General features: G+C 71.5%; 23 protein-coding genes. 4 read left to right on the forward strand and 19 right to left on the reverse strand.

Going from position 1 to position 22,075, the window contains the following annotated elements:
* Positions 1–26 precede the first annotated feature (26 nt).
* The 7 genes from ACH413_RS33615 to ACH413_RS33645 form a co-directional block, all read right to left on the reverse strand.
* Entirely contained in the window at positions 27–563 is a 537-nt protein-coding gene (locus ACH413_RS33615) for a GrpB family protein (RefSeq protein WP_360044646.1), read from the reverse strand.
* 71 nt (positions 564–634) lie between these two features.
* Complete coding sequence (locus tag ACH413_RS33620) at positions 635–1,438, reverse strand: ABC transporter permease (RefSeq protein WP_360044649.1); 804 nt, start codon at positions 1,436–1,438, stop codon at positions 635–637.
* A 10-nt stretch (positions 1,439–1,448) separates the two neighbouring features.
* On the reverse strand, positions 1,449–2,216 hold the full coding sequence (locus tag ACH413_RS33625) for an ABC transporter permease (protein ID WP_360044652.1): 768 nt from the start codon (positions 2,214–2,216) through the stop codon (positions 1,449–1,451).
* Entirely contained in the window at positions 2,213–3,163 is a 951-nt protein-coding gene (locus ACH413_RS33630; RefSeq protein ID WP_360044655.1) for an ABC transporter ATP-binding protein, read from the reverse strand. Before ACH413_RS33630 ends, ACH413_RS33625 begins: the two co-directional genes overlap by 4 nt.
* Positions 3,160–4,236, reverse strand: a complete 1,077-nt coding sequence (locus ACH413_RS33635; protein ID WP_360044658.1) for a hypothetical protein — start codon at positions 4,234–4,236, stop codon at positions 3,160–3,162. The genes ACH413_RS33630 and ACH413_RS33635 overlap by 4 nt, the downstream gene beginning before the upstream one ends.
* A complete protein-coding gene (locus tag ACH413_RS33640) occupies positions 4,233–5,021 on the reverse strand; it encodes a hypothetical protein (RefSeq protein WP_360044660.1) in 789 nt (262 codons plus the stop codon). Before ACH413_RS33640 ends, ACH413_RS33635 begins: the two co-directional genes overlap by 4 nt.
* Positions 5,018–6,208: a pitrilysin family protein gene (locus ACH413_RS33645; RefSeq protein WP_360044663.1), complete on the reverse strand. Its 1,191-nt coding sequence runs from the start codon at positions 6,206–6,208 to the stop codon at positions 5,018–5,020. Before ACH413_RS33645 ends, ACH413_RS33640 begins: the two co-directional genes overlap by 4 nt.
* Before the next feature lie 354 nt (positions 6,209–6,562).
* Between ACH413_RS33645 and ACH413_RS33650 the strand changes: the two genes are divergently transcribed.
* The gene (locus ACH413_RS33650; protein WP_360044666.1) at positions 6,563–7,018 is read left to right on the forward strand and encodes a nucleoside-diphosphate kinase; all 456 of its coding nucleotides are present in this window, start codon (positions 6,563–6,565) and stop codon (positions 7,016–7,018) included.
* A 13-nt stretch (positions 7,019–7,031) separates the two neighbouring features.
* On the opposite strand, the gene ACH413_RS33655 is transcribed toward ACH413_RS33650, so the two are convergent.
* The 8 genes from ACH413_RS33655 to ACH413_RS33690 are packed head-to-tail and all read right to left on the reverse strand — an operon-like array spanning position 7,032 to position 14,061.
* A complete protein-coding gene (locus ACH413_RS33655) occupies positions 7,032–7,640 on the reverse strand; it encodes a 2OG-Fe(II) oxygenase (RefSeq protein ID WP_360044669.1) in 609 nt (202 codons plus the stop codon).
* Complete coding sequence (locus tag ACH413_RS33660) at positions 7,637–8,131, reverse strand: hypothetical protein (protein WP_360044672.1); 495 nt, start codon at positions 8,129–8,131, stop codon at positions 7,637–7,639. Before ACH413_RS33660 ends, ACH413_RS33655 begins: the two co-directional genes overlap by 4 nt.
* Entirely contained in the window at positions 8,128–9,132 is a 1,005-nt protein-coding gene (locus ACH413_RS33665; RefSeq protein ID WP_360044675.1) for a GNAT family N-acetyltransferase, read from the reverse strand. The genes ACH413_RS33660 and ACH413_RS33665 overlap by 4 nt, the downstream gene beginning before the upstream one ends.
* Positions 9,129–9,836, reverse strand: coding sequence for a tyrosine-protein phosphatase (locus tag ACH413_RS33670; RefSeq protein WP_360044678.1), 708 nt, complete (start codon positions 9,834–9,836; stop codon positions 9,129–9,131). The genes ACH413_RS33665 and ACH413_RS33670 overlap by 4 nt, the downstream gene beginning before the upstream one ends.
* A 5-nt stretch (positions 9,837–9,841) precedes the next feature.
* On the reverse strand, positions 9,842–10,993 hold the full coding sequence (locus ACH413_RS33675) for a hypothetical protein (RefSeq protein WP_360044681.1): 1,152 nt from the start codon (positions 10,991–10,993) through the stop codon (positions 9,842–9,844).
* Between the two features lie 11 nt (positions 10,994–11,004).
* Positions 11,005–11,637, reverse strand: a complete 633-nt coding sequence (locus ACH413_RS33680) for a hypothetical protein (RefSeq protein WP_360044684.1) — start codon at positions 11,635–11,637, stop codon at positions 11,005–11,007.
* Positions 11,621–12,733, reverse strand: a complete 1,113-nt coding sequence (locus ACH413_RS33685; RefSeq protein WP_360044687.1) for an aminotransferase class I/II-fold pyridoxal phosphate-dependent enzyme — start codon at positions 12,731–12,733, stop codon at positions 11,621–11,623. Before ACH413_RS33685 ends, ACH413_RS33680 begins: the two co-directional genes overlap by 17 nt.
* Positions 12,730–14,061, reverse strand: coding sequence for a radical SAM protein (locus ACH413_RS33690; protein ID WP_360044690.1), 1,332 nt, complete (start codon positions 14,059–14,061; stop codon positions 12,730–12,732). The genes ACH413_RS33685 and ACH413_RS33690 overlap by 4 nt, the downstream gene beginning before the upstream one ends.
* 305 nt (positions 14,062–14,366) lie before the next feature.
* Between ACH413_RS33690 and truD the strand changes: the two genes are divergently transcribed.
* The 3 genes from truD to ACH413_RS33705 are packed head-to-tail and all read left to right on the forward strand — an operon-like array spanning position 14,367 to position 17,427.
* Positions 14,367–15,392: a tRNA pseudouridine(13) synthase TruD gene (gene truD / locus ACH413_RS33695; RefSeq protein WP_360044693.1), complete on the forward strand. Its 1,026-nt coding sequence runs from the start codon at positions 14,367–14,369 to the stop codon at positions 15,390–15,392.
* Positions 15,392–16,717: a hypothetical protein gene (locus ACH413_RS33700; protein ID WP_360044696.1), complete on the forward strand. Its 1,326-nt coding sequence runs from the start codon at positions 15,392–15,394 to the stop codon at positions 16,715–16,717. Before truD ends, ACH413_RS33700 begins: the two co-directional genes overlap by 1 nt.
* Before the next feature lie 29 nt (positions 16,718–16,746).
* A complete protein-coding gene (locus ACH413_RS33705) occupies positions 16,747–17,427 on the forward strand; it encodes a 2OG-Fe(II) oxygenase (RefSeq protein WP_360044699.1) in 681 nt (226 codons plus the stop codon).
* On the opposite strand, the gene ACH413_RS33710 is transcribed toward ACH413_RS33705, so the two are convergent.
* Genes ACH413_RS33710 through ACH413_RS33725 form a run of 4 tightly spaced genes read right to left on the reverse strand, consistent with a single transcriptional unit; the run spans position 17,393 to position 20,812 of the window.
* Positions 17,393–17,974, reverse strand: a complete 582-nt coding sequence (locus ACH413_RS33710) for a hypothetical protein (RefSeq protein ID WP_360044702.1) — start codon at positions 17,972–17,974, stop codon at positions 17,393–17,395. The two genes, ACH413_RS33705 and ACH413_RS33710, sit on opposite strands and share 35 nt — an antisense overlap.
* Positions 17,962–19,041 (reverse strand): hypothetical protein, encoded by a 1,080-nt coding sequence (locus ACH413_RS33715; RefSeq protein WP_360044705.1) that lies wholly within the window; start codon positions 19,039–19,041, stop codon positions 17,962–17,964. Before ACH413_RS33715 ends, ACH413_RS33710 begins: the two co-directional genes overlap by 13 nt.
* Positions 19,038–20,027: a hypothetical protein gene (locus ACH413_RS33720; protein WP_396425402.1), complete on the reverse strand. Its 990-nt coding sequence runs from the start codon at positions 20,025–20,027 to the stop codon at positions 19,038–19,040. The genes ACH413_RS33715 and ACH413_RS33720 overlap by 4 nt, the downstream gene beginning before the upstream one ends.
* On the reverse strand, positions 20,027–20,812 hold the full coding sequence (locus ACH413_RS33725; protein ID WP_360044711.1) for a helix-turn-helix domain-containing protein: 786 nt from the start codon (positions 20,810–20,812) through the stop codon (positions 20,027–20,029). The genes ACH413_RS33720 and ACH413_RS33725 overlap by 1 nt, the downstream gene beginning before the upstream one ends.
* Between the last annotated feature and the right edge of the window lie 1,263 nt (positions 20,813–22,075).

Consider the following 22,075-nt stretch of genomic DNA (forward strand, 5'->3'; position numbering starts at 1 on the left):
CAGGCCCGGCCACGCTGGCCGGGCCTTCACGCGTCACTGGGGCCGGGTTCCCAGCCGATCCGTTGCGCCCAGGCATCCGCACGGGCAACGAGCGTCCAGACGAACGGCTGTTTCTCCTCGGCGTACAGCTGCGGCGCGTCGGCGCACCGATCGGCGATTTCGCGTTTCACAGCCTCGTACTCACGCACGGACGCGTCGTCCTCGCGCAGGAAGTCCCGCATCAGCAACGGAAGCTGCTCGGAGAAGCTGCCGGCCCTGCGCACGTGCACGTGGACCCGCGGCGTGCCCTCCTGTTCGCGGAAGTAGCGCTTCGTCAGCTCAGGGTTGTCCGCACGGAACCGCAGTCCCAGCCGTTCCAGCGGATCTCGGTAGAGCGCGAGCGGGTGGAACGAGGCCACCGACACCTGCACGTCCAGGTAGGGCTTCGCGGCCAGGCCGGGCACGGCGGTGGAGCCGATGTGGTCGATGCGCACCGCCACCGGGCCGAGCGCTGTGCGCAACGCGCCACCCTGCCGGGTGAACCACTCCCGCCAGCCGGGGTCGTGGTCAACGATCTCGATCATCAGGTCACCCTGCCAGGACGTCGTCCCGCGACCGGTTCGGCGCGCGGGACGACATCGTGACCCGCCGGGGATCAGACCGTGAAGTCGAAGGAGTCGTTGCGTCGCGCACGCTCTTCGAGCACCGCGAACGCGACCAGCGCGGCGACGAGCCATCCCGCGCCGCACAGGACGCCGAGACCGGCCTGACCGAGCACCGTCGTGGCGGGAGCACCGGCGTCGACCGCGCGAACGGCCGCGAGCGTGTGCGTCAGCGGCAGCGCCTGGGCCACCGCGCGCACCCAGCCCGGCCAGTACCCGACCGGCACCACCACCCCGCAGATCGCCATCATCAGCAGGTACGCCGAGTTCGACACGATGTTGCGCGCCCCGGCGGCGGTCAGCACGAACGGCGACAGGAACAGTCCCACCGCATAGCTCGACACCGCCGTGAGCAGAACGAGCCCGGCCAGTGCCGGAACCTGCGCCACCGTCCAGTGCACACCGAAGAAGGGCGACAGCACGAACAACGACACCAGCGCGGTGAGCGACCCGCTGATCGGCCACTGGAGGCTGCGGCCCAAGAACACCCAGCCCATGCGCGCGGGCGCCGCGCTCAGCAACGGCAGAGTGCCCTCCGCGCGTTCCCATGAGCTCGACGCGACAACGCTCATGGTCTCGACGACGCAGACCATGAGCGCGTTGCCGATCACCAGGTAGCGGATCCTCGCCGGGTCGTCGAGCAGCACGCCGATGAAGGCGCAGAACGTCACCTGGGCGAGCATGCGGCCGAGCCAGCCGAACCCCCAGGTCCACCAGGTGTACGTGGCGCGGAAATCGGCCCAGGCGTTGGCCGCGCTGTACCGGACCACGCCGAGCGTGTGGGCGACAGAGGTCATCCGGGCCTCCTCAGGACCGAGCCAGCGTTCCGGTGAACCGGACCCTGCGCAGGATCCGGCCGATCATCACGACACCGACGGCGCACCCGGCCGCCCCCAGCCCGGCGATGGCGCCGAGCCGCGGCACCAGGTCGGTCACGGGCTGGGGCGCCAGCGCCGCGCGCAGCAGGTCGGCGCTCCACGACAGGAACACGAGCCGGCTGAGCGGTTGCAGCCACTCCGGCAGGTAGCTGACCGGCACGAGGACTCCGCCGAGGAGGTAGATGGGATACGTCAGCGTGTTCTGCAGCGTGCGCGCGGTCGGCACCAGGACGTGCAGACCCGCCATGGCACTCGCCGTGCCCGCCATCGCCAGTGCCGACACCAGCAGGCAGGACACCAGCGCCACCGGGTGTTCGATCACGATCACGGTGTCGAACAACAGCAACGCGACCACCCACGACTCGGCGAAGCTGACCAGGCTGATCATCGTGACCGCGGTGATCCTCGCGATCACGACCACGGCGAACGAGGCCGGCGTGGCGACCATCGCCTCCAGCGTTCCGCGCGAGCGTTCCCGTCTGATCAGGTCGCCCGCGGTCAGCAGCGCGAGCGACCACAGCGACATCAGCACCGGGGCCAGCACCGCGTACGGCGCGAGGTCGGAGCGGTCCGCGTGGTCGCTGATCGCGAGGAACACCACGGTGTAGAGCGGCGCGACGACGAGCACGTGCACGGTGTCCGGCGCCCGGCTCGCGAGCACGGCCTGGAACCGGGCGACACTCCAGAACAGTCTCATTTGGACACCAGCATCCCGCGGTCGCCGATCACGTGGAGGTAGACCTCCTCCAGGCTGGGCCGCACGGTGCGCACGCTCGTCACCCCGGCACCGACCAGGCAGGTCAGCACCTCCCGGGTGCCTTCGGCGGACGTGGTGTCGACCTCGACCCGCTCGGGGGCGAAGGAGCGGACCGAGGCCACGCCCGGCATGGGGCGGATGCGCGCGACCACGTCCGGCGGCACCCCGTCCGCCTCGATCCGTTCCACTGTGGACAGACTGGCGGCCAGGCGTTGTGGCGTGTCGGTCGCGAGCAGCGTGCCGTTGTCGATGAGCGTGACCTGGTCGCAGACCGCCTCGGCCTCCGCCATGTCGTGCGTCGTCAGCAGGATGGTCCTGCCCTCCGTCCGCAGTTCCCCGATCAGCACGCGGAAGTCGCGAGCCGCCACCGGATCCATGCCGGAGGTCGGCTCGTCGAGGATCAGCACGCCGGGATCGCTCACGAGGCCGCGGGCGAGGTGCAGGCGCTGCTTCATCCCGCGCGAGAAGTCGTCGACGCGATCGTTCGCCCGGTCGGTGAGACCGACGCGGTCGAGCAGTTCGTCCACCCGGCGGGCGAGCGCGCGGCCGTGCAACCCGTAGAGCGCGCCCCACAACCGGAGGTTCTGCTTCGGGTCGAGCCGCCCGTACAGGCCGCGGTCGCCGCCGAAGACGACGCCGATCAGCCGTTTGACGGCGAGCGTCTCCCGTGCCACGTCGTGGCCGAGCACGCGCACCTCACCGGCACTCGGCAGCAGCACGGTGGAGAGGATCTTGCACAGCGTGGTCTTCCCGGCCCCGTTGGGACCGAGCAGGCCACGCACCTCACCCGTGCCGATGGCCAGGTCGACCGAGCCGAGTGCGACGACCTCTCCGCCACGCCCCTCGAACACCCTGCGCAGCGCCTGAGTCTCGACGGCGACGTTCACCGCTCCTCCTCGTCCAGCGAGTCCAGTTCCCGCAACGCCGCCTCGTGGTCCTCCGGGGACACGACCTCGGTCGCCACCATCAGGAAGTCGCCCACGGGCGTGCGGAGCAGGTGCAGGCCGTTCGCGCGGTGCAGGTGGCTCACCGGCCAGTCCCGCCGCGCCTCACGCAGGGGCAGGCCGTACACCGGCAGTCCGGCCGCGAGCCGGGCTTCGACGACCGGGAGCACGTCGGGCGTCGCCGCGGACCGCCGCCGTTCCTCGGCCGCGGCGGGCTCGCGCAGCGCCTCGACGCCCTGGGCGAGCCCAGGCGAGTCGTGGACGGCGAGCGCGGCCGTCAACAGCTCCAGCAGTTCCGGGGCGCGCTGGTACTCGGCGGCGGTGGCCGCGATCTCGGCAGGCCCCGGCGGGTGGTGGTCGAACATCAACAGCGTGTCCAGAACGTCCCTGACGCCGAACTCGCGCTGGAACCGCTCCTCCGCCAGGCACACCAGTGCCGCCAGTGGGCCGTCGTCCGGCAACGTCGTCCTGGGCTTCACCCGGCGGTAGTCGCCGACGAGCGCGAGCGTGCTGATCTCGGCACGGAAGTCCCGGTCCAGCAGCGGGTCCTCCGACTCCCACGACAGGGCGAGCACCAGGTGCGCCCGGCCGTCGAGGCAGAGCACCGAGACGTCGGCCGACGTGATCTCGGCACGGTCGCACACCACGCGCGCGGCCTTCCACAGCGAGACTTCGTCCGGCACGAGCAGGTCGACGTCGTTGCCGGCGCGGACCAGACCGGGCGGATAGAAGCGGGCGATGGAGGATCCCTTGAGCATCCGCGCCGGCGTGACGGCGCTGATCGCCTCGTGCAGCGACGCGTACCGGGCGGCGCGGGAACGGGCACGACGCAGTTCGTCGGCGCTCCCGCTGCCGATCGGCGTCTCGCCGCGCGCGGCGACCGAGATCACGGTCTGCGGGAGCGGTGGCGCCGCGGAACGGGCCGCGCGCAACACGGCGCGATCGGACTCGTACTCGCCGACACCGAGCAGGTCGCGCATCAACCCCAGGTCGAGGCGGTCCACGAACGGTGTCATGACGACTCCCCCAGCGGTGCGTGCCAGAACCGGTGGGACGGCCTCCAGCCGAGCCTCGCCAGCGAGGCGAGGACGCGGTCGGCCTTGCCGGTCGAGACGTCGTGCACCACGTTGCCGTACAACGGCAGTCCCAGCGCCGTCGCGTGGTCGGCCGCCGCACGGCTCAGGGCGGTCGTGGCCTGACGGACGTCCACGACGGATTCGACGAGGCTGTCGACCAGCTCGACGAAGTCCTCGCCGGTCACCTCGTCCCGCGCCTCGCACAGCAGCGTCACGTGACCGGCGGGCACGTCCCCGTTCCAGACCAGCAGCGACACCCGATCCGGCTGGGACAGCAGGTTCTCGGCGACCGCGAGGGCGTCCGCGACGGGTTGACCGGTCTCCCGGCACGCCGCCTCGAAGGCCGTCACCAGCCAGTCGCGGATCAGCCCGTCGTGGCCGGCGTCAGCCCTCGTCACGTCGAGGGCACCGGCGGGGTGGGCGTCGACGTCCAGCCGGATGTAGGTGATCTGCCTGCGCCACGGCTCGGGCAGCACGACCTCGGGGGCCAGGCGCAGCAGCGCGGCCGTCGCGCCGGGGTGGCGGCGGGCGAGCTCGGAGGTGAAGGCCGCCAGGAGATCCGCGTCCTCGGTCAGTGCCTGCTCGGAGTGCTCGACCAGCACCTGCCTGCGGCCCGTCAGCGGGTCGGTGTAGGAATCGGCCACATAGGACAGTCCGCGGAAGTCGCCCAGCAGGCCGGACTCCCTGGCCCAGGCGAGGTAGCCGGAGACGACGGGGGCGCTCATGACGCCTCCGGGCGCACGCTGACGTGCAGACCGTCCGCCACCTGTGCGGCGGCGGCGCGGACGTCGTCCGTGGTGACCGCGGCCAGGCGCGCGAGCTCGTCCGGCACCGACCAGGCGACGGTGCCCGCGTACCCGCGCGCGCCGATGAGGTTCGCGTACTCCAGCGGCACCTCGGCGTCGCACACCAGACTCATCGTGGCCTGCCTGCGTGCCGCGTCGAGGTCGTCCGGCGACGGCCCCGCGCCCGCGAGGCCGTCGAGCAGCTCGTGCACGACCTCGAGGAGCCTGCCCGCGTTGCCGGGGTCGACGCCCGCGAGCAGGCGCCAGAGACCGGTGTCGCTGTAGCCGCGGTTCCAGGCCTGGAACGAGTACGCCAGCCCCTCCTCGCCGCGCAGCGCCCGGTAGAGCAGGGACGACGGGCTGGACCCCAGCAGCTTCGCGAGCACCGTGAAGGCGGGCTGGTCCGGATGACCCGCCGGAGGTGACGGCGCGCCCACGCAGACCCAGCACAGGCTTGCGCCGGCGGGCCAGACCGGAGGGGCCGTCTGACGGACGGGGACCGGTGCCGCACGGGCGGTCAGACGGGTGCCCGGCGGCTCGCCGGGTGCCCCGGTGAGCGGCTTGGGCACGCGTGGTCCCACGACGACGAGCGTCATCGGGGCGGAGAGGAAGGACTCCGCGTGTTCACGGCGCACGTCCTCAACGGTCACGGCGCCGAGCTCCGCGGGAACGCCGCCCACGGGGCGGCCGAGTTCGTGGCCCGCGAACAGCTCCGCGGCGAAGCCGTCCTGCACGGCGTCGGCAGGGTCGGCCGCACCGGTCGCGAGCTCCTGGAGGACGACGGCCCGTTCCGCGTCGAGGTGGCCGGCGCCGATGTCCGGGGTCAGCACGGCCGTCAGCAGCAGTTCGGCGATCTCGTCGGCGTCGTCGGCGTGCACCTGCGCGTAGAACTGCATGAGCTCCGGGCCGGTCAGGGCGTTGGCGTGGCCGCCGAGCCGTTCGACGTGCTCGCACAACGAGGGCACGCCGCCCGCCGGCACCGACATCAACAGGTGTTCGAGCAAATGGGCGACACCGCCGAGACCGGGCGGGTCGTTGCGGGCCCCGTAACCGACCGTCAGGCTCAGACTGGTGGTCTGAAGCCTTTCGTCGACCACGGCGACCACCGGCACGCGGGGAGCCTCCACCGGGCTCCGTCCGGATACAACCATGGAAATCCCGCCTTCGTCGGAAGTGTGCTCGATCGGCGGCGCCGCGGAAAGGGAGTTCCCTTTCCGCGGCGGCGCGGTCAATCAGTTACCGCAGTTCAGACCTTGCGGGGCTGGATCTTGTCCAGGCGGGGGCGGAGCAGGGAGGCGTGGTTGCGAGTCATCTCGATACCTCTTTCTCGTGAGTGACCTTCCCGCTCTCCGCGGGGTGGCCGGTTTTCGTACAGGACATTTCTATCAATCGGTTCCGCGATCTCCGAGAAAACCGGAGCGATATTCCGCACCTCGAAACCGGACTTGACACGGCGAGGTTTCCGGTTGATCAATGGGCGGATGTCCTATTCGGCTTTCTTCCGCGGGCCCGCAGGTCTCGCCGGCTCCGGCCACGCCCTGGTGAAGCCCGATGGCGTGCGCCGTGGGCTGTCGTGCACCGTGCACTCGCGACTGCTCGACGACGGTCTGGAGGTCCAGCGGGTCGGCACGCTCTGGCTGACCACGGACACCGCCGCGCGGTGGTACCCGGACAAGCTCGACGAAGCAGACGGCCCGCTCACCCTCGAGTACCTGGTGAGCGGGCCGATGCTGTTGCTCGCGGTGCTGGGCGAGGACGCGCTGCGCCGCACCGGCGCGGTCAAGCGCGCCATCCGGACGGAGTTCGCGACCGACGAACGCCACAACGTCATGCACTGCCCCGAAACGGTGGGGGAACGCGACCACGAGCGCGCGGTCTTCGTGACCGCCCTGGGACGACGAACGGGGTGGACGCCGTGGAAGGCGTCCACCCCGTGACTGTCGTGACGGATCAGTCGTGGTGAAAGACGACCTGTGCGGAGAGGCGTTCACCGCCTCCCGCGCGGCCACCCTTCGCCACCGCGTGCCACGAGTTCTCCCCGCGCACCAGGATCACGCTGCTGCCGAGCTCGGGCGCCACGCGCTCGCGCACGTCACCGACCGAGGAGGAGCCGAGCAGCAACAGGTCGCCGCCTCCGTCCGACGGCCAGTCCCGGTTGAAGTAGAACACCTGCGTGACGACCTTGTTCTGCTTGTCCACGTGGGGGTCGAGCCAGCTTTCCCGGTCGTAGCGCCACAGGTTGACCTCGATCCGCAGCCCTTCCAGCGACAGGCCGGTGAGCCGCTCGACGTTCTCCCGGTAGGCGGTCCCGACGACGTGGCCGAGGAACTCGTCCCACGGCTGCGGCAGGTCGCCGGCCGCGGCGGGATGCAGCCCGCGCACCCGCATCGTGTACGACTTCTCGCCCCCGGCGCGGCCCACTTTGGTGAAACCGTCCTCGGGGAAGGTCTTCAGCAGCAGCTCCGCCCACTCCGGCGCCAGCGTCTCCGTGACGTGGTACCAGGGGAACGGGTCCTCGCGCCGGGCGGCGGAGGTGAAACGGACCAGGTCGGCGGTCATGACACTCCTTCGATCACATCGGACGTGGACTGCGGCCCCCTGGCCGCCAGCAGTGCGGGAACGCGGTGGACGAACTCCTCCAGCTCCTCGGTGCCGATCGCCCGCCCGCAGTACTGCTCGCGAACGCGCGCGACGGCGGCTGCCGGTTCGGCGCCCAGCGCGATGTCGAGTGACGCGAGCACGCTCCCGGTCCGGCCGTGCCCGGCGAAGCACGCGACCTCGACGGTGGCACCGCCACGCAGAGCGAGCACCACGTCCGCGAGCCGCTCGACCAGGACGTCGACGTCGTCCGGTGCGCGCAGTTGTTCCCACGGCACGAACCAGCGGTTCCTCGCGTCGGCGTGGCCGTACCAGCGTTCGTCGAGGTACAGCCCCACGTCCGCGGGTTCGGCCGAGGCGGCGCCGCGGCGGCGTTCCTCGGAGTCGAGCGAGGTCGCCCAGACCACGAACGGCCCGACCCGGTACTCGGTCCTCCAGTGCCTGTCCTTCATCTCCTGCCGCTCCTCCCGGCGCCGGGAATCCAGTACCCCGCGCTGTGGTGTTCGGTGGGGCCGAACCCGGTCTTGAACCGCGTGACGGACGTGCCGGGATGGGTGTCGCCGAAGCTGAACCAGGCCCCGCCCTCCGCACAGGCTTGTTCGATCGCGAGGGACACCAGATAGGGAACGGCGCACGAGCGCGCGGCGATCTCCTTGTCCATCGCGCTCTGCCAGTAGGTGACGTGCGTGCCCTGGTGCAGCATCATCGTCACGGCCACCGGCTCTCCGCGCAGGCTCGCGACCCACAACCGGCACGCCGGGCCGAGGTGGCGGACGACCGCGGCGAACTTGCGCGGCGGGTTCCTGCGCCTCGCCTGCCACCTCGCCCTGACCAGCGGCACCCCGTCGCGCCGCGCCCAGCGGTCGACCGCCTGCCGGTAGAACCGCTCGAACAGCGGCAGGAACCGGCCGGTGTCGTCCACCTCGACGTCCAGTCCCGCGCGTTCCGCCCGGCGGACGTCGTTGCGCCGGGCCGAGGTGTAGCGGTGCTTCCACACGTGCCCGAAGCCGCCGGACAGGTCCAGGACCTGCGTCATGCGGGGGTTCGCGACGGCGGCCGGCGGCAGCACCGCGCGCCAGACCGCGTCGTCACGGGGGTCAGGGCGCAGGTAGGTGGACCGCACCGGCTGCGCCATCAGGTCGCGGACGACCGCGTCGGCCTTGTCCTCGCACAGTTCGCCGTAGGACAGCGCACCTCCGATCCCCCAGCCGAGCGGCCAGGACGACTGCTCCGCCATCGCAGCGGGACGCAGCCTCCCCCGCACCAGCGGCACGACCAGGCTGGTGCCGTCGTCCCACCGGTAGAGGCGGCTCACGTCCCTGCCTCGCCAGGCGCCGCAGACCGCGTCGCGCCACTGCGGGCTCTGCGACACCGGCGTTCCGGCGACATCGTGGTCCACAATGGACTGCCAGACGTCACGCGGCGCCGGACTCACGATCTCCGGCGCGGTCACGACAGCACCGCGCGAAGGCGTGCGACGTCCGCTGGCGCGGCACCCGCGGCGACCAGCGCGGCCTCCGCGCCGCCGTAGGTCCGCCGCACCCAGCTCAGCCACTCGATCGCGGTCTCGGGGCTGGTGCGCATCCTGCTCAGGTAGTCCTCACGGCTGTGCCCGCGCCGGATCCACTTGTCCTGGAAGCGGTCCACGTTCGCGGCGAGATCGGCGGCACCGGCCGCGTAGTCGGCCGCGATGTCCTCTTCGGACGCGTCCGCGAGCGCGAGCGCGAGCATCACCGCGACCCCGGTCCTGTCCTTGCCGAAGTGGCAGGTGAGCAGGAACGGCTCGGCCGCCACCTCCGCGAGCCCCGCGACCAGCGCGGCCCACCGGCCGGGCGCCGAGGACGTGAGGATCGCCCGCAGGTACTCGACACGGTCGCCGACACCGGGCCTGCGCGCGGAAACCGCCTCACGCGGATACCCGTCCAGCGGCAGGGAAAGCCACCTCACCCCGGCGCCGACCAACGCGAGCGGCGGGCCGTAGCGGTCGATCTCGGCGGGGGAACGCAGGTCGACCACCGTGCGCAAACCCAGCTCCGCCAACAGGTTCTCGGCATGGGCGGCGGTGAACGCCGTGCTGTCACCGGAGCGCAGCAGCCGTCCCCCCGGTGCTCCCCCGGCGGCGACGACGCGGAAGTTCACCCCGCCCACCTCCGTCACGCCGGTCACCTCGGGCCTCCCGGCAGACCGGCGGCACGGGTCACCTCGGCCCAGAACGCCGGGAAGTCGGCGTTCACGTCCGGCCCGTACCGCACCCGCACGACCGGCAGGCCGCGCAGTTCGGCCAGAACCCAGGCCCTGGTGTCGCGATGCGCCTTCGTGGGCGGAAGCAGGCCGAGGTAGTCGGTGAGGTCGCGCAGGGCGTCGTTGGTGATCTCGTGCTCGTCGCACCACCCGTCGCCGGTGGCGTCCTCGATCCGCCAGCCCTTCTGCCGGAAGTCCGCCGCCGGCAGGATCACGGCAGCCGGTTGGACCCCGGTCACCGCGTTGATCCCCGCGTACTGCACGAACTCGTCCATGTCCACGTGGATGCGCCGCCGGTCGCCGAGTGCCCACGACGTCACCTGGCCGGAGAGGGGGATCTCCGGCTGGCCCGGCCGGCGCAGTGGCGCGGCCGCGAACCTCGGACCGCTGGGATGCTCCGCGAGCACCGAGACGCTGATCGCGACCCTCTTCGGCCATCCAGAGGTGACCAGACCGCCCGCATCGCCGGTCCAGGTGGCCACGGTGTCGTCACTGACGAAGTCGTTGCCCGCCAAGGTGCTCGCGAGGAAGGAGAGGGTGGACTTCCCGCTGTTCTTGCGGCCCATCAGCAGCATGGCACGGCCGTCGACCGAGACCGACGAACCGTGGTGCATGGGCACCCCGGCACCGACGAGCTGCGCCCCGACCACGAAGCGCAGGAAGCGGACGACCGCCCGCAACGTCGGAGCGCCGAGCTCGCCGTCGATGGTCAGGTGGATGTCGCCGCTGCCCGGCCGGGTCGAGACCAGCATCGGTTCCGAGTCCGGCTCGCTGTCGCGGACCAGCACGGTGCGGTCCGGGTCCTTCTCCAGCACGACGAACCGGGGTCCGTCGCCGTGGATCCACATCTGGGGCAGCCTCGCCAGCGAGTCCCTGGCGGGCAGCCCCAGCCCCGGCTGCCGGGTGACGTGGACGCGCACCTGTGCGTCCAGCGACGTGTCGTGGACCGTCACGTTGGGGCTGAGGGCGCTCGTGGCCATCAGCTGGATCTCCGGCAGGTCGGTGTGGACGTCGATTCGTGCCGTCAGGCAGGACAACGCGAACACCGACCTCGTGGACGGCGGTGCGGACATGGTTCTTCCCCTCATCGTTTCGGTGGTCGCGCGACGCAGTCGCAGGGCACCAGGCCTGGTCCGGCCGTGGCGCCCGGCTGCGGCGACGCGCTGATCGCGGACGTCAGCTCGGCCAGCACCCGTTCGGCCCGCGCCGGGGTCCGGCACACCACCACCCGCCCGGCCGCCGCCCGCAGGACGGGCCGCATCGCGGCCAGGTCCTTCCGGCGGAACGCGAGCACCTTGCCCAGCAACGCCTTCAGGTCGCGCACGTACGGGTCGGCGGTGGCACGCAGGCGCCGCGGCAGGTACTCCTCCGCGCTTCCCCGCCGCAGGCGCACGCTGCGACGCAGCACGCGCCACGCGCACAGCAGCGGGTGGTAGTCGAGCAGCACCACCAGGTCCGCCCGCTCCAGCCGGAAGCCCGCCGTCGGCGCGTAGTTGCCGTCGATGATCCACTCGGGCTGTGCCGCGAGCCGCTGGACGAGTGCTCGCCACCGCGGCTCCGGCGTCCGGCGCCAGCCTGGCCACCAGTACAGGTCGTCGAGGTGGAAGAGCGGCGGGCCCGCGGCGGCGAGTCGGTGGCAGAAGGCCGACTTGCCGCTGCCGGGACTGCCCAGGACCGCGATGCGGCGGGGTACCGGGACGTCAGCGGGGATGGCCATCGTCGTCCACCTCGGCGAGGGTCGCCGCGACCAGACTCATGGTCGCGGCGTCGGTCATCGACACCCGCAGGCATCCGGTGAGACCGGGTAGCCCGTCCAGGGCGCGGATCCGGAAACCCCTGGCACGCAGGAACTCCGCAACCCGCGCCGGTGCGTCGGGCGAGCCCGTCGCCAGGGTGACGAAGTTGCCGCCGGGCCGTAGCGCGGTCCACGCCGGATGAGTGCGCAGGACGCGGGCGGCGAACTCGTCCCTGATCGCCGCCACGTCGCGCCAGACGCGGGCGAACTCGTGCGCCCGGTCCAGCAGTCCGCGCAGCAGTCCGATGGCGGGCCCGGACACGGGTCCGGCGGGGTGGAAGGCACCGAGCTGCGCCGCGATCGACTCGTGCGCGAACACGGCGGCGATGCGCGCCCCCGCCAGCGCGAAGGACTTCGAGTAGGACCGGACGACGACGAGCCGGCGGAACCTGCCCAGCAGATCGACGTGGGTCGTCGAGGTGTAGGCGCCGTAGCACTCGTCGACCACGAGGAGATGGCCGTGGGCCTCCGCCGCCTCGGCCAGTTCCACTATCTCGTGCCGGGACAACAGCAGACCGCTGGGGCTGGCCGGGTTGGTCACCGCGACGACGCGGGGTGGGCTCGACCGCATCGCCGCGAGCAACGGCGCGCAGTCCAGCGCGTGCGGCGGCCCGGTGAGCTGAGGAACGGCGGCCACCGGCACACCGCGCAACGTCGCGTAGTACCGCCACGCCTCGAACGACGGCTCCGGCAGGATCAGTCCGCCCGCCGCCACGGCGAACGCGTCCACCAGCAGGCCGATCGCGAGGTCCGATCCCGCGGTCAGCACGAGTGCCGGCTCGTCGACGCCGTGGTAGGCCGCGAGCGCCGCGAGCAGGTCCCGCTGCTGCGGGTAGCTCCGCACGAGCCCGGTCCGCAGGTCCCGCACCGCGTCGCGCACCAGGCCGTCAGCGACGGGATGCTGGAGCTCGCAGCTCTTCAGGTTGACCAGGCCCGGCGTGTCCGGTCGCGGCGGACGGCGCAGGCCGCGCGCTCCCGGCACGACGGGGAAGGACGTCGCGGCGAGCCGGCCGGTCATCGCTGTGCCACCTCCCGCTTGCGCGGAACGTTCTCGTGCACCGCGGTCAGCCGGTCCTCGCGGCCGAAGAGGAACGAGTACAGCTCGGCCCTCTCCGCGGGATCCCCGGCCGCGGCGATGAGCTGACGGTTGTACCGGCTGATCTCGAGCGGGGTCATCGCCGGGTGCAGGTCGTGGAACGGCGCGTACATCGTCGGACGCACGCGGGCGCCGACCTCACGGGCGACCTCCACCGTGCGGCGGATGCCTTCCGGTGTGGTGCCGGGCAACCCGACGATGACGAACGCGTTGAGCTCGATCCCCGCCGCCACGCACCACTCGGACAGCTCCCGGAAGCGTTCCTCCTCGGTGCGCTTGACGCGCGGCAGGCTGCCGTGACCGTCGGACTCCAGCGTCTCCAGGCCCACCGAGATGCGCACGCACCCGGACTCCCCCATCAACCTGACGAGGTCGGCGCTGAGGTGGCGGACGGTCGTGGCGCACTTCCACTTCGGCGAGACCGGGCCCGCGATGAACCGCCTGCACAGTTCCTCGGTCCACTTCCGGTCGAGCGTGAAGGTGGGCGCGTAGAACGCGACGTACTCGAACGGCGCGACGGCGAAGCTGCGGCCGATGTACTCGACGACCTGGTCCACGGACAGCCGGCGTTCACGAAGGCCGAAGATCTGCGGGACCTCGCAGAACGAGCAGCCGATCGGGCAGCCCCGTGCCGCGGTGACGACCAGTTCGCGCCGGAAGGGGATGCCGCAGAACTTGTGGTCGTCGCGCGCGTAGAGCCGGTCGTAGGCCTCGTAGGGGATCTCGCTGATGTCGGGCAGCGCCCAGTCGTCGGGCTGCAGCGCGTCCCCGGCGACCGTCGGCACCTGCCACTCTCCGCCGGTCCTGACCGCCGTGCCGGGCAGCGCCCCGGTGGGCCCGCCGGCGGCGACCGCGCGCACGAAGTGGGCGACGCCCGCCTCGTAGTCGCCGGACCGCACGATGGCATCCAGGTCGTAGTTGGCGAAGTAGCCCGGGTTCATGCTGCTCAACCTGCCGAAGGTGATCAGCTTCGCGGCGGGCGCCAGCTCGCGGGCGTACATCACGAAGCGGTCCAGCCCGTCGACGGCGTCGAAGTCGTTCATCACCGCGATCACGTCGTAGCGGCCCTGGTACAGCAGGTCGCCGACGGCCTTCCAGTTCATGTTGAGCACGCCCGCCTCGCACGTGTCGACGTGCTCGACCTCCGGCATCCGGCGCAGATAGCCGGCCACGCCGAACAACGGCGTGTGGTGGCCTGCGTTGAAATAGCTGGGCACGTGCGGCGGCCACACGACGAGAACCCTGAGCATGCCCACTCCTTCGCTCACTCCTACCGAGGTTTCGCCGTCATCGTCGGCCGTTGCGACGCGCCGATGGGCCGCGGTTTCTCACCACGGAAAGATTCGGCGCCCGGTTTCGCGGTGCGGAATGCGGCGCGACAGAGGCCGGCACGGGTCCGTACGGTCGAGGCGAACCCGGCGGAGTCCACTTCGGACGGAGTGAAGCGCGATGCCACCCATTCCTGACCGGCGTCCATCGGAGGCCCAGGAAGACCGCTGCGCAGTGATACCCCGGTCATGGACTTCGCCGGTTTCCCAGCCAGAAGGAGAACCCGATGCATTCCGCAGTGCTCAAGGCCGTGCCAGAGGACTTCGTCGTGAGCGAAGCCGCACTGCCCTCTCCCGGCTCCGGTGACGGGGGCAGGTACGAGTACCTCCGGCTGCGCAAGCGGGGGTTCACCACCTTCGAGGCGATCGAACGCGTGGCCGCCGGGTTCGGCGTGCCGCGATCGGCGATCTCCGCGGCGGGACTCAAGGACGAGGACGGAGTCACCGAGCAGACGATCTCCCTCGACGGCACCACGACCCCGCAGGCGCTCGCGGCGTTCAACGAGTCCACTCAGGACGGATCGCGGTGGGTCACGGTGTCCCCGGCCGGCCGCGGTGACCGCGCCGTCGAGATCGGCGAGCTGGTGGGCAACGTGTTCGCGCTGACCCTGCGCGACCTCGGCGAGGATCTCGCGACCCGGCTGCGCGACGAGCGCACGATCGACCTGTTCTTCGTGAACTACTTCGACACCCAGCGCTTCGGCGTCCCCGGCGGACCGAAGCAGACGCACCTGATCGGCGGCGCGCTGCTCGCGGGCGACCACGACACCGCGTTGGAGCTGGTCCGTGCGTCCGGCTCGGCGGAGGGCGAGAAGGCGCTGAGGCACGAGGGCGACGGTGAGTCGTTCTTCGCCGGACTCGACCAGCGGGTCGTGTCCTTCTACCTGTGCGCGCACTCCTCGTTCGCCTGGAACAGCCGTGTGGCGGAGTTGGTCGCCACGACCGCAGGTGACCAGGCCGTGCCGACGACCAAGGAAGGCATCGACTTCCTGCTCCCCACGAGCCCCGGCGCGGTCCTCGCGCTGGCCGGCGAGCAGCGGTCGGCCTGCTACGACAAGTACCGCTGGACCGGCGAAGCGATGCGGCACACGGTGTCCCGCCGCCGCACGGTCGTCCAGACGGAGGTGACGGTCACCTCGGCGGCGCGGGACGAGCTGTTCCCCCGCCGGTGGCGGGCCGGGCTGTCGTTCTTCCTGCCGTCCGGCTGTTACGCGACGAACGCGGTCGCCCAACTGCTCCTGCAGGTGACGTGATGCACTGGGACGTCACGGGGGACCTCCTAGGCGAGTGCGGGCCGATCCGGCTCGGTGGCTTCAAGCACCTGCTCGCCCCGGTGCTGGCGGCGGCGGCGATGTCCGACCGGCCGTGGTCGGTCACCAACGTGCCCGACATCAGGGACTCCCACATGCTCGCGGCGATGTTGCGCGACGCGGGCGCGGAGGTCGTCCTGGACACCACGACCCGGTCGATGACGGTCGACGCGCGATCGCTGACGCGGCACCGGATCGACTCCAGGTGGTCCACCCAGGTCCACGGCGGCACCTACCTGCTGCCCGCGCTGCTCGCGGCGACCGGGCGTGCCGAGTCGGGGGCGCACGGCGGCTGCCAGATCGGCGGCGGCAGCGGCAAGCGTCCGATCGCCCACCTGGCCGAGGTGATGAGCCGCTTCGGCGCGGTGTGCGAAGTGGACGGTGACGCGGTCACGGCGACCGCGCCCGCCAGTGGGCTGCGCGGCACCGAGATCGACCTGGCCGACTTCGCGGAGGTCGAGCCGGTCAGCGGCACGCTGACCGGGCCGCACTACTCCGGAGCGAGCAAGACGGCGCTGTTGCTGGCCGCCGCGGCCAGGGGCACGACGGTGCTGCGCAACCCGTACCCGAAGCCGGACACCGTCGAGCTGGCCAGGATTCTCGGCGCGCACGTCGAGCGGGACCTGATCGTCGTGGAGGGCGCGGGCGGCCCGATCGGCGCCGCCGCGGCGCATCTCCCGTCCGACCTCATGGAACTCGTCACGTTCGTCGCGATCGCCGTGGCGGCCCGCCGGGCCGTGCGACTGCGACTGGACCGGCCGGAGCTGGTGCGCGAAGGGCTGGCACCGGAACTGGGCCACCTCGCGGAGATGGGGGTTCCGCTGCGCTGGGACGGCGACCTGCTGGACGTCGAGGGCGCTCACGAGATCCGGCCCGCGCGGATCGTCGCCGCCTCACACCTCGCCTACAGCGACGCACAACCGCTGTTCGCCCTCATGCTCTCGCGTGCCACAGGACCGTCGGTGCTGACGGATGCCGTGTGGCACAACAGGTTCGGCTACGCCGACGGTCTCGGCAAGCTGGGCGCCGACCTGACCGTGCGTGGCCACGCGCTCGAGGTGCGCCCGAGCACGCTGCGCCCGAGTGGAGAGGACCTCCGCGCTGGTGACCTGCGCGCGGTCGCGACCGTCGTCCTCGGCGCGCTGGTCACCGGCGGGCGGCACCGCGTGCACGGTGTCGAGCACATCGGCCGCGGTTACGAAGGCCTGCCGGAGAAGCTGACGAGGCTGGGCGCGCACATCGAGACGTCCGAACGCATCGCCGCGTGACCACACATCCCGTTCGAGGAGGAGGGACCATGACCCACACCACCGGAACGCCCCTGATCGACTGGACCGCCGTGCGCGATGGCGTGCTCGCCGAAGAACCGTTCGGCTGGTGCCTGATCCGCGACACGTTCGACCCCGTCACGGCGGCGGCGATCGAGGAGCAGTTCCCGAGCGAGGGCTTCGTCGTGACCGAGCGGCCGAGCGGCACGCCCGGTGCGAAGGGCTACCGGACCCACAACCTGCCCCTGGTCACCGCGGGCAGGCTGGACGAACGGGCGGCGAGCCTGCTGACGCCGTTGTGGAGGGCGCTGCTGGACGACCTGCGGTCACCGGAGTACCGCGCCGCGGTGACCGCGCTGACCGGACGGGACGTGACCGGGTGCGAGCTCGAGATCCGGGCCGTCCGCTACCCGGCGGGAGCGTGGATCGACCCGCACACCGACCGGGCCGACAAGGTCGTCACGCAGACCTGGTACTTCAACAGCGACTGGTGCCAGGAGTACCGCGGCCAGCTCCTCGTCCTGGGTTCCGACGACGTGACGGACGTGCGGACCGAGGTGCTGCCCGGCGCGGGTGACTCGGTCGTGCTGTGCCCGTCGGAGAACTCGTGGCACGCGGTCGCCCCGGTGGCGGACCGCACTCCCGTCGACCGCAGGGTGCTGCTGCTGCACTTCGTCAGGCCTGGGAACGCGGAGCCGTCACCGCGGTGAGCACCAGCGCCACCACCCCGGCTTCCGGCAGCGGGGTGCCGAACCGGCAGAGAACGGCCACCGCGAGCAACGTGAGCGCCTGGGGACCGTGCTGAAGCAGGCGGCGGAGCAACACCGTTCTCATCTGAACGGCGCCGTCGGCGGCGATGACTCCGGACAGCGTCTCGTGCCGGTGCAGGAGAAACGCGGTCAGTCCGGGGTCGGCCACCTCCGGTTCGGTGGCCGCGCGGACGATCCTGCGCACGGCACGGGACGCGTCGGCCCCAGCCGGGGAGAGAGGTGGCTCTGGGCGGGAGCGAACGATCAGCAGCAACGGCAGGAAGGCGGGAACGAACACGACACCCACGAACCCCGCCGCCGCCAGCCGCAGCAACCGGTCCGCCACCAGCCCGCCCGGCGTCCGGCGCGGCGCGGTCGCCAGGCAGGCGACGCACAGGACGAAGAGCGTGAGGGCGAGCACGCCACCGCCCGACAACGCCCAGAACGCGGCGAGACCGGTGGCCGCTCCCGCCGTCAGCCTCAGCGCGTCCACGATCATCGCGGCCATTCGACCCGCACGTCCTCTCGTCGCCGCCATTCCTCCAGCACGGCCGCGAGAAGACCCACGGGCTCGGCGGCCAGCAGCACTCGTCGCGTCCCCAGCTCGATCCGCGCGCTGACCCTGGCGGCGAGCACGCGGTCCCAGACGCGTCGGCCGACATCGCATCCGCCGTGGAACTCCGCCGACAGCACCGTGTTCCACCCGTGGTCCAGTGCGGTGACCACGTCCTCAAGCCCGCACAGCTCGACGGTGATCGGCACGCGCCGCGCCACGTCGTCCGGCGCACAGGCCGGCAGCACGTTCTCCCCGACGGTGGCGAATCCGAGCCGGGGCTGGTCACGCGGAACGACGAGCGCCCGCGGATCCGAGGTGCGGGACTGGGACGCCAACGCCGCCACGTCACGGATCTGGCGACGGGCGGCTACGGCGAGGGCGACTCCGGACAGGTTCGAGGTCGCGACCGCGAACGCCGACCTGGCGGCCAGTACGGCTGCGAGGAGGTCCCACGCCGACGAACCCGCCGACACCACGAGCACGGCGCAGCCGGCGGTGAGCAGCACCACCGTTCCCCGCCGCCGTGCGTCGAAACGCGTTGCCGCCCACCAGCTCGCGGCGTCACGGGCCACCGGGATCGGCCAGGCCGCGACCACGCAGAGCACGAGCACGGCGACCGCAGCGACGGCTCCCGAGACCGTCAGCGTGACGAGCGCCAGCACCACCGCGCCCTCCGAGAACGCGACGGCCAGGACGGGCCAGGCGCTGCCGGGTTTCGGTTCCGAGCGGATGGCGACCCCGGCCGCCGCGTGCACGGCGTGCCGCAGCGGCCCGTCCGGCTCGATCCGCACTCCCCTGACCGCGATCCGCCGCATCTCGGTCAGCAGCCGCCGCCGGGCGGTGCGGTTGACGCTCCTGCCCAGCAGCCGCGCGCGAGTGTCGCGCCACTCCGCCAGGACGGGACCGCAGATCAGTGCCAGCACACAGCAAACCCAGGCCTGGTGAGCCGCGAACACGACCGCGGCCACCGGCGCGAGCGCCGCGGACAGCCCGGCCGCCACGACGGCGAACACCGTCATCTCGCCTCCCCCAGACGTGCAAGCGCGTCCGTGGCGGCGTGGGTGCGCGGGTCCCAGCGGAGCCGGAGCACCGGACGGGTGGCGGCGAGCAGAGCGAGCGCGTGCGCGGCCTCGTCCCGCTCGGCGGTCCAGCCCGCGTCCGCGGGCACCCGGTGCCGCAGCAGGAGAGCGGGAGCCTCCCGCGGTGAGACCCGCTCGACGACGGGCGGACCCGGTTCCCTGACCACGTGCACGAAGGTGTCGACCTCGGCCGCGTCGGCCGTGCCGACACCGATGAGGTCGCCGATCTCCCGCTGGGTGAGCACGACCTTGTCCGCGCGCACAGCGTCCGGCCGGACGAGCCGGGCGGTCCTGACCCTGCCGGTGGCGCCCAGTGCGGCCACGGTGCCCCACCCGAACCGGGGCGCGATCGCCGCTCCGACCGCGGTACCAGCCGGCAGCACCACGGTCCGGTCACCGGCGATCAGCTGTCCGCCGGACCTGGCGAACCACACCGCGAGGGTCGACTTGCCCGCGCCGCCGTCTCCGCAGAACACCGTTGTGCCGGAAGGGTTCGTCGCCGCGGCGGCGTGCAGTGTCACGCCGCCGGCGCGCACCAGCTCGTCGACGATCAGCGCGCGGAGGAGGATCTCGGGGAGTCGTGGCGTCCGCCGTCCTCCGGCCGTGACGACCGACCAGCGATCGTGGGCGTGCCGGACGAACGCGTGTGCGGGCAGGTCCCCGCTCTGTTCGGTGACCCAGGCACGGCCACCGTCGACATCGCGGTACCAGGTGTCCCGGATGCGCACCGGCCTGCGCTCGGAGGGCCGCGCGGCCAGGAAACCGAGCTGCTCGTCGTCACGGACCGACCGGACACCGGCGAATCGCCGGAGCAGGGACGATGAGAGCGTGCTCACGTGCAGATGCGCGTCGACCCACGCGAGCTCGGTCTCGTCCGGGCTGTCGAACCGGAAGCTCAACGGTCCCCACGCCGCCGTGACGGACATCAGCTCGCCCATTCGAGGTCGGCGGTCTCGCTGAGCGAGCGGCCGAGCGAACCGGCGGAGGCGAGGAGCACGGGGGCGACCCGGCCGACCTCGCACCCCGGTGCGGTACCGGCGACGGCGAGAGCGGCGACCGCGCCCGCGCCGGGGATCAGCACGGGACACGCGACGGCCAGCACCCGTCCGGGCTCCTGTCCGTGTTCGACGGCCGCGTAGCCCAGAGACCTGATCGTCCTGATGCGACGGATCCAATCGGCGTCGCGCTGCGCGGTCACGCCAGCCGTACTTGCCGAGTGGTCGAACGCAGAGACCGCGGACATCGCGGCGTGGGCAGCGATCCGTTCCCGGCTCCGCTCCTCCCCCGGCGCCGCATCGCCCGCGCCCTGCTCACCGAACCGGTCGAGTTGCACCACCCCTCTGCCCTCGCGGATGAACAGGTGGGCGGACCCACCGGTGAGCCCGCTCGTCCTGACCAGCAGCGGTACCGCGGCGTCGCGCAGCACGCGGTGCCGGACGACCCGGGAACCGAGCACCGAGCACCGGGCACCGAGCCGCAGGTCGCGGCCACTGCGCTCCAGCAGGCCCCACTGCACCAGTTCGGCGACCAGCCGGTGCGCCGTCGGTTTGGAAAGACCGGCGCGCTGGGAAAGCTCGGTCAGGGTGAGAGTGGCGTCCGCCGGACCGAAAACGCAGAGAATCGCGAGCGCCCGCGAGAGCATCGATCGCTTGGGGCCACCACTGTCGAATCGGCCCCCCACCACGGCAATGGACGCGTCCTGAGTGAACATCACGCCACCTCTCTTTTCACGGGAACATCCGACGTCGCGGTCACGACCCGAACGGGAAGCAGCCGGGCGAACGAACCCGCACATTCATGCAATTGCGCCAACGACCGAAGCCGGTGACCGGTTGCGAGACTCGATCGACCCGTTTTCCGTGGTCACCATCACCTTCAATCGTGTCCGCACCCGTTCCCTCTCCAGTACCTCCCCGATCCCGAAAGACGACCCGCATGATCACGCGGAAGCGTCGACTCAACCCTTTCCGCCCGAAAGGCCAGGACGACGACGCGAACTACCCCGAAAGGCGCATGCCAGCGCCCGCATTCGCACGCGGAGTACACGCATGCGCACCTCGCCGTCAATCGCCGACCAAAGGGCGGAAACGTGAATGTTCGCCTTTTGGTTTCACGAAAAGGCGATTGCCACCCCCCGAATTTCGTCGCTGGCCGAACATGCCGGGAATGGCCTGTTTAAACCTGCTGTGGCGGGAATGTCCGATGTGCTTGCTACACGAGGGGGTTCAAGTCCCCCTCGGACACAAAGGTAAGGCGGGATCACTTCTCGGCCGCTACGAGAACATCGTCGAACAAGCTTGTTTCTGCAGTTCACACCACCCGTCCCGGGACGGGTTCGCCGCGACCCGCACCGCCGACTCAGTGCATGAATCGCACCGGAGCAGAACCGACCCGCCACTCGTCCCATGGGACAGGTCACCAGGGCGCCGTGTCTCTCATACCGACTCGGCAATCGCAGCTCGGATGTCCGCTGTCAAGTAGCCGCGAACGCGCCGTGTGTTTTCTCCGTCATGGACGTTGTGCGTGCCGAAAATTACGTCCGCACAGGTCAAGCGGCATGCCGATACTCGTGGAGGACTCCACCGAGACGGTCGCGTCGGAGAACCGCAAGGCGTTCGATCCGGTCAGGTCCAAGGGGCTGGTGCCGGGCCCGCAAGGGTGCTGCGGCGGCGAGTGATCGGTGGGTTCGGTGCTCGTTGTAGTGCCGCTCGTACTCACGCAGCGCGTGTCGAAAGATGGGCCTCGTTCCAGATTTGAGCTCACGACCACTTAGCTCCAGGCTTGCCGACACCGCTCAACACGGCGCTCCAGCAGGTCGACGTGTGACGCGTCCCGTCCCATGACACAGACGCTCGAAGCCCCAGCCCTGAGGCCACGAGCACGAGAATGGGACGGGCTCTGTCGCCCCGTCCCACTCCGCGTCTCGCTGTCTGTGCAAGTAACTGCCGAGTTGTGGCCGTCCCATCACCTGTCC

The organism is Lentzea sp. NPDC020367 (assembly GCF_044387305.1).
Taxonomy (GTDB): domain Bacteria; phylum Actinomycetota; class Actinomycetes; order Mycobacteriales; family Pseudonocardiaceae; genus Lentzea.

Coding starts and splice junctions, on each gene's coding strand:
- ACH413_RS33615 (WP_360044646.1), bottom strand. CDS start 563: ATGATCGAGATCGTTGACCACGACCCCGGCTGGCGGGAGTGGTTCACC.
- ACH413_RS33620 (WP_360044649.1), bottom strand. CDS start 1,438: ATGACCTCTGTCGCCCACACGCTCGGCGTGGTCCGGTACAGCGCGGCC.
- ACH413_RS33625 (WP_360044652.1), bottom strand. CDS start 2,216: ATGAGACTGTTCTGGAGTGTCGCCCGGTTCCAGGCCGTGCTCGCGAGC.
- ACH413_RS33635 (WP_360044658.1), bottom strand. CDS start 4,236: ATGACACCGTTCGTGGACCGCCTCGACCTGGGGTTGATGCGCGACCTG.
- ACH413_RS33640 (WP_360044660.1), bottom strand. CDS start 5,021: ATGAGCGCCCCCGTCGTCTCCGGCTACCTCGCCTGGGCCAGGGAGTCC.
- ACH413_RS33650 (WP_360044666.1), top strand. CDS start 6,563: ATGTCCTATTCGGCTTTCTTCCGCGGGCCCGCAGGTCTCGCCGGCTCC.
- ACH413_RS33655 (WP_360044669.1), bottom strand. CDS start 7,640: ATGACCGCCGACCTGGTCCGTTTCACCTCCGCCGCCCGGCGCGAGGAC.
- ACH413_RS33660 (WP_360044672.1), bottom strand. CDS start 8,131: ATGAAGGACAGGCACTGGAGGACCGAGTACCGGGTCGGGCCGTTCGTG.
- ACH413_RS33675 (WP_360044681.1), bottom strand. CDS start 10,993: ATGTCCGCACCGCCGTCCACGAGGTCGGTGTTCGCGTTGTCCTGCCTG.
- ACH413_RS33680 (WP_360044684.1), bottom strand. CDS start 11,637: ATGGCCATCCCCGCTGACGTCCCGGTACCCCGCCGCATCGCGGTCCTG.
- ACH413_RS33685 (WP_360044687.1), bottom strand. CDS start 12,733: ATGACCGGCCGGCTCGCCGCGACGTCCTTCCCCGTCGTGCCGGGAGCG.
- ACH413_RS33690 (WP_360044690.1), bottom strand. CDS start 14,061: ATGCTCAGGGTTCTCGTCGTGTGGCCGCCGCACGTGCCCAGCTATTTC.
- truD (WP_360044693.1), top strand. CDS start 14,367: ATGCATTCCGCAGTGCTCAAGGCCGTGCCAGAGGACTTCGTCGTGAGC.
- ACH413_RS33700 (WP_360044696.1), top strand. CDS start 15,392: ATGCACTGGGACGTCACGGGGGACCTCCTAGGCGAGTGCGGGCCGATC.
- ACH413_RS33705 (WP_360044699.1), top strand. CDS start 16,747: ATGACCCACACCACCGGAACGCCCCTGATCGACTGGACCGCCGTGCGC.
- ACH413_RS33710 (WP_360044702.1), bottom strand. CDS start 17,974: ATGGCCGCGATGATCGTGGACGCGCTGAGGCTGACGGCGGGAGCGGCC.
- ACH413_RS33715 (WP_360044705.1), bottom strand. CDS start 19,041: ATGACGGTGTTCGCCGTCGTGGCGGCCGGGCTGTCCGCGGCGCTCGCG.
- ACH413_RS33720 (WP_396425402.1), bottom strand. CDS start 20,027: ATGTCCGTCACGGCGGCGTGGGGACCGTTGAGCTTCCGGTTCGACAGC.
- ACH413_RS33725 (WP_360044711.1), bottom strand. CDS start 20,812: ATGTTCACTCAGGACGCGTCCATTGCCGTGGTGGGGGGCCGATTCGAC.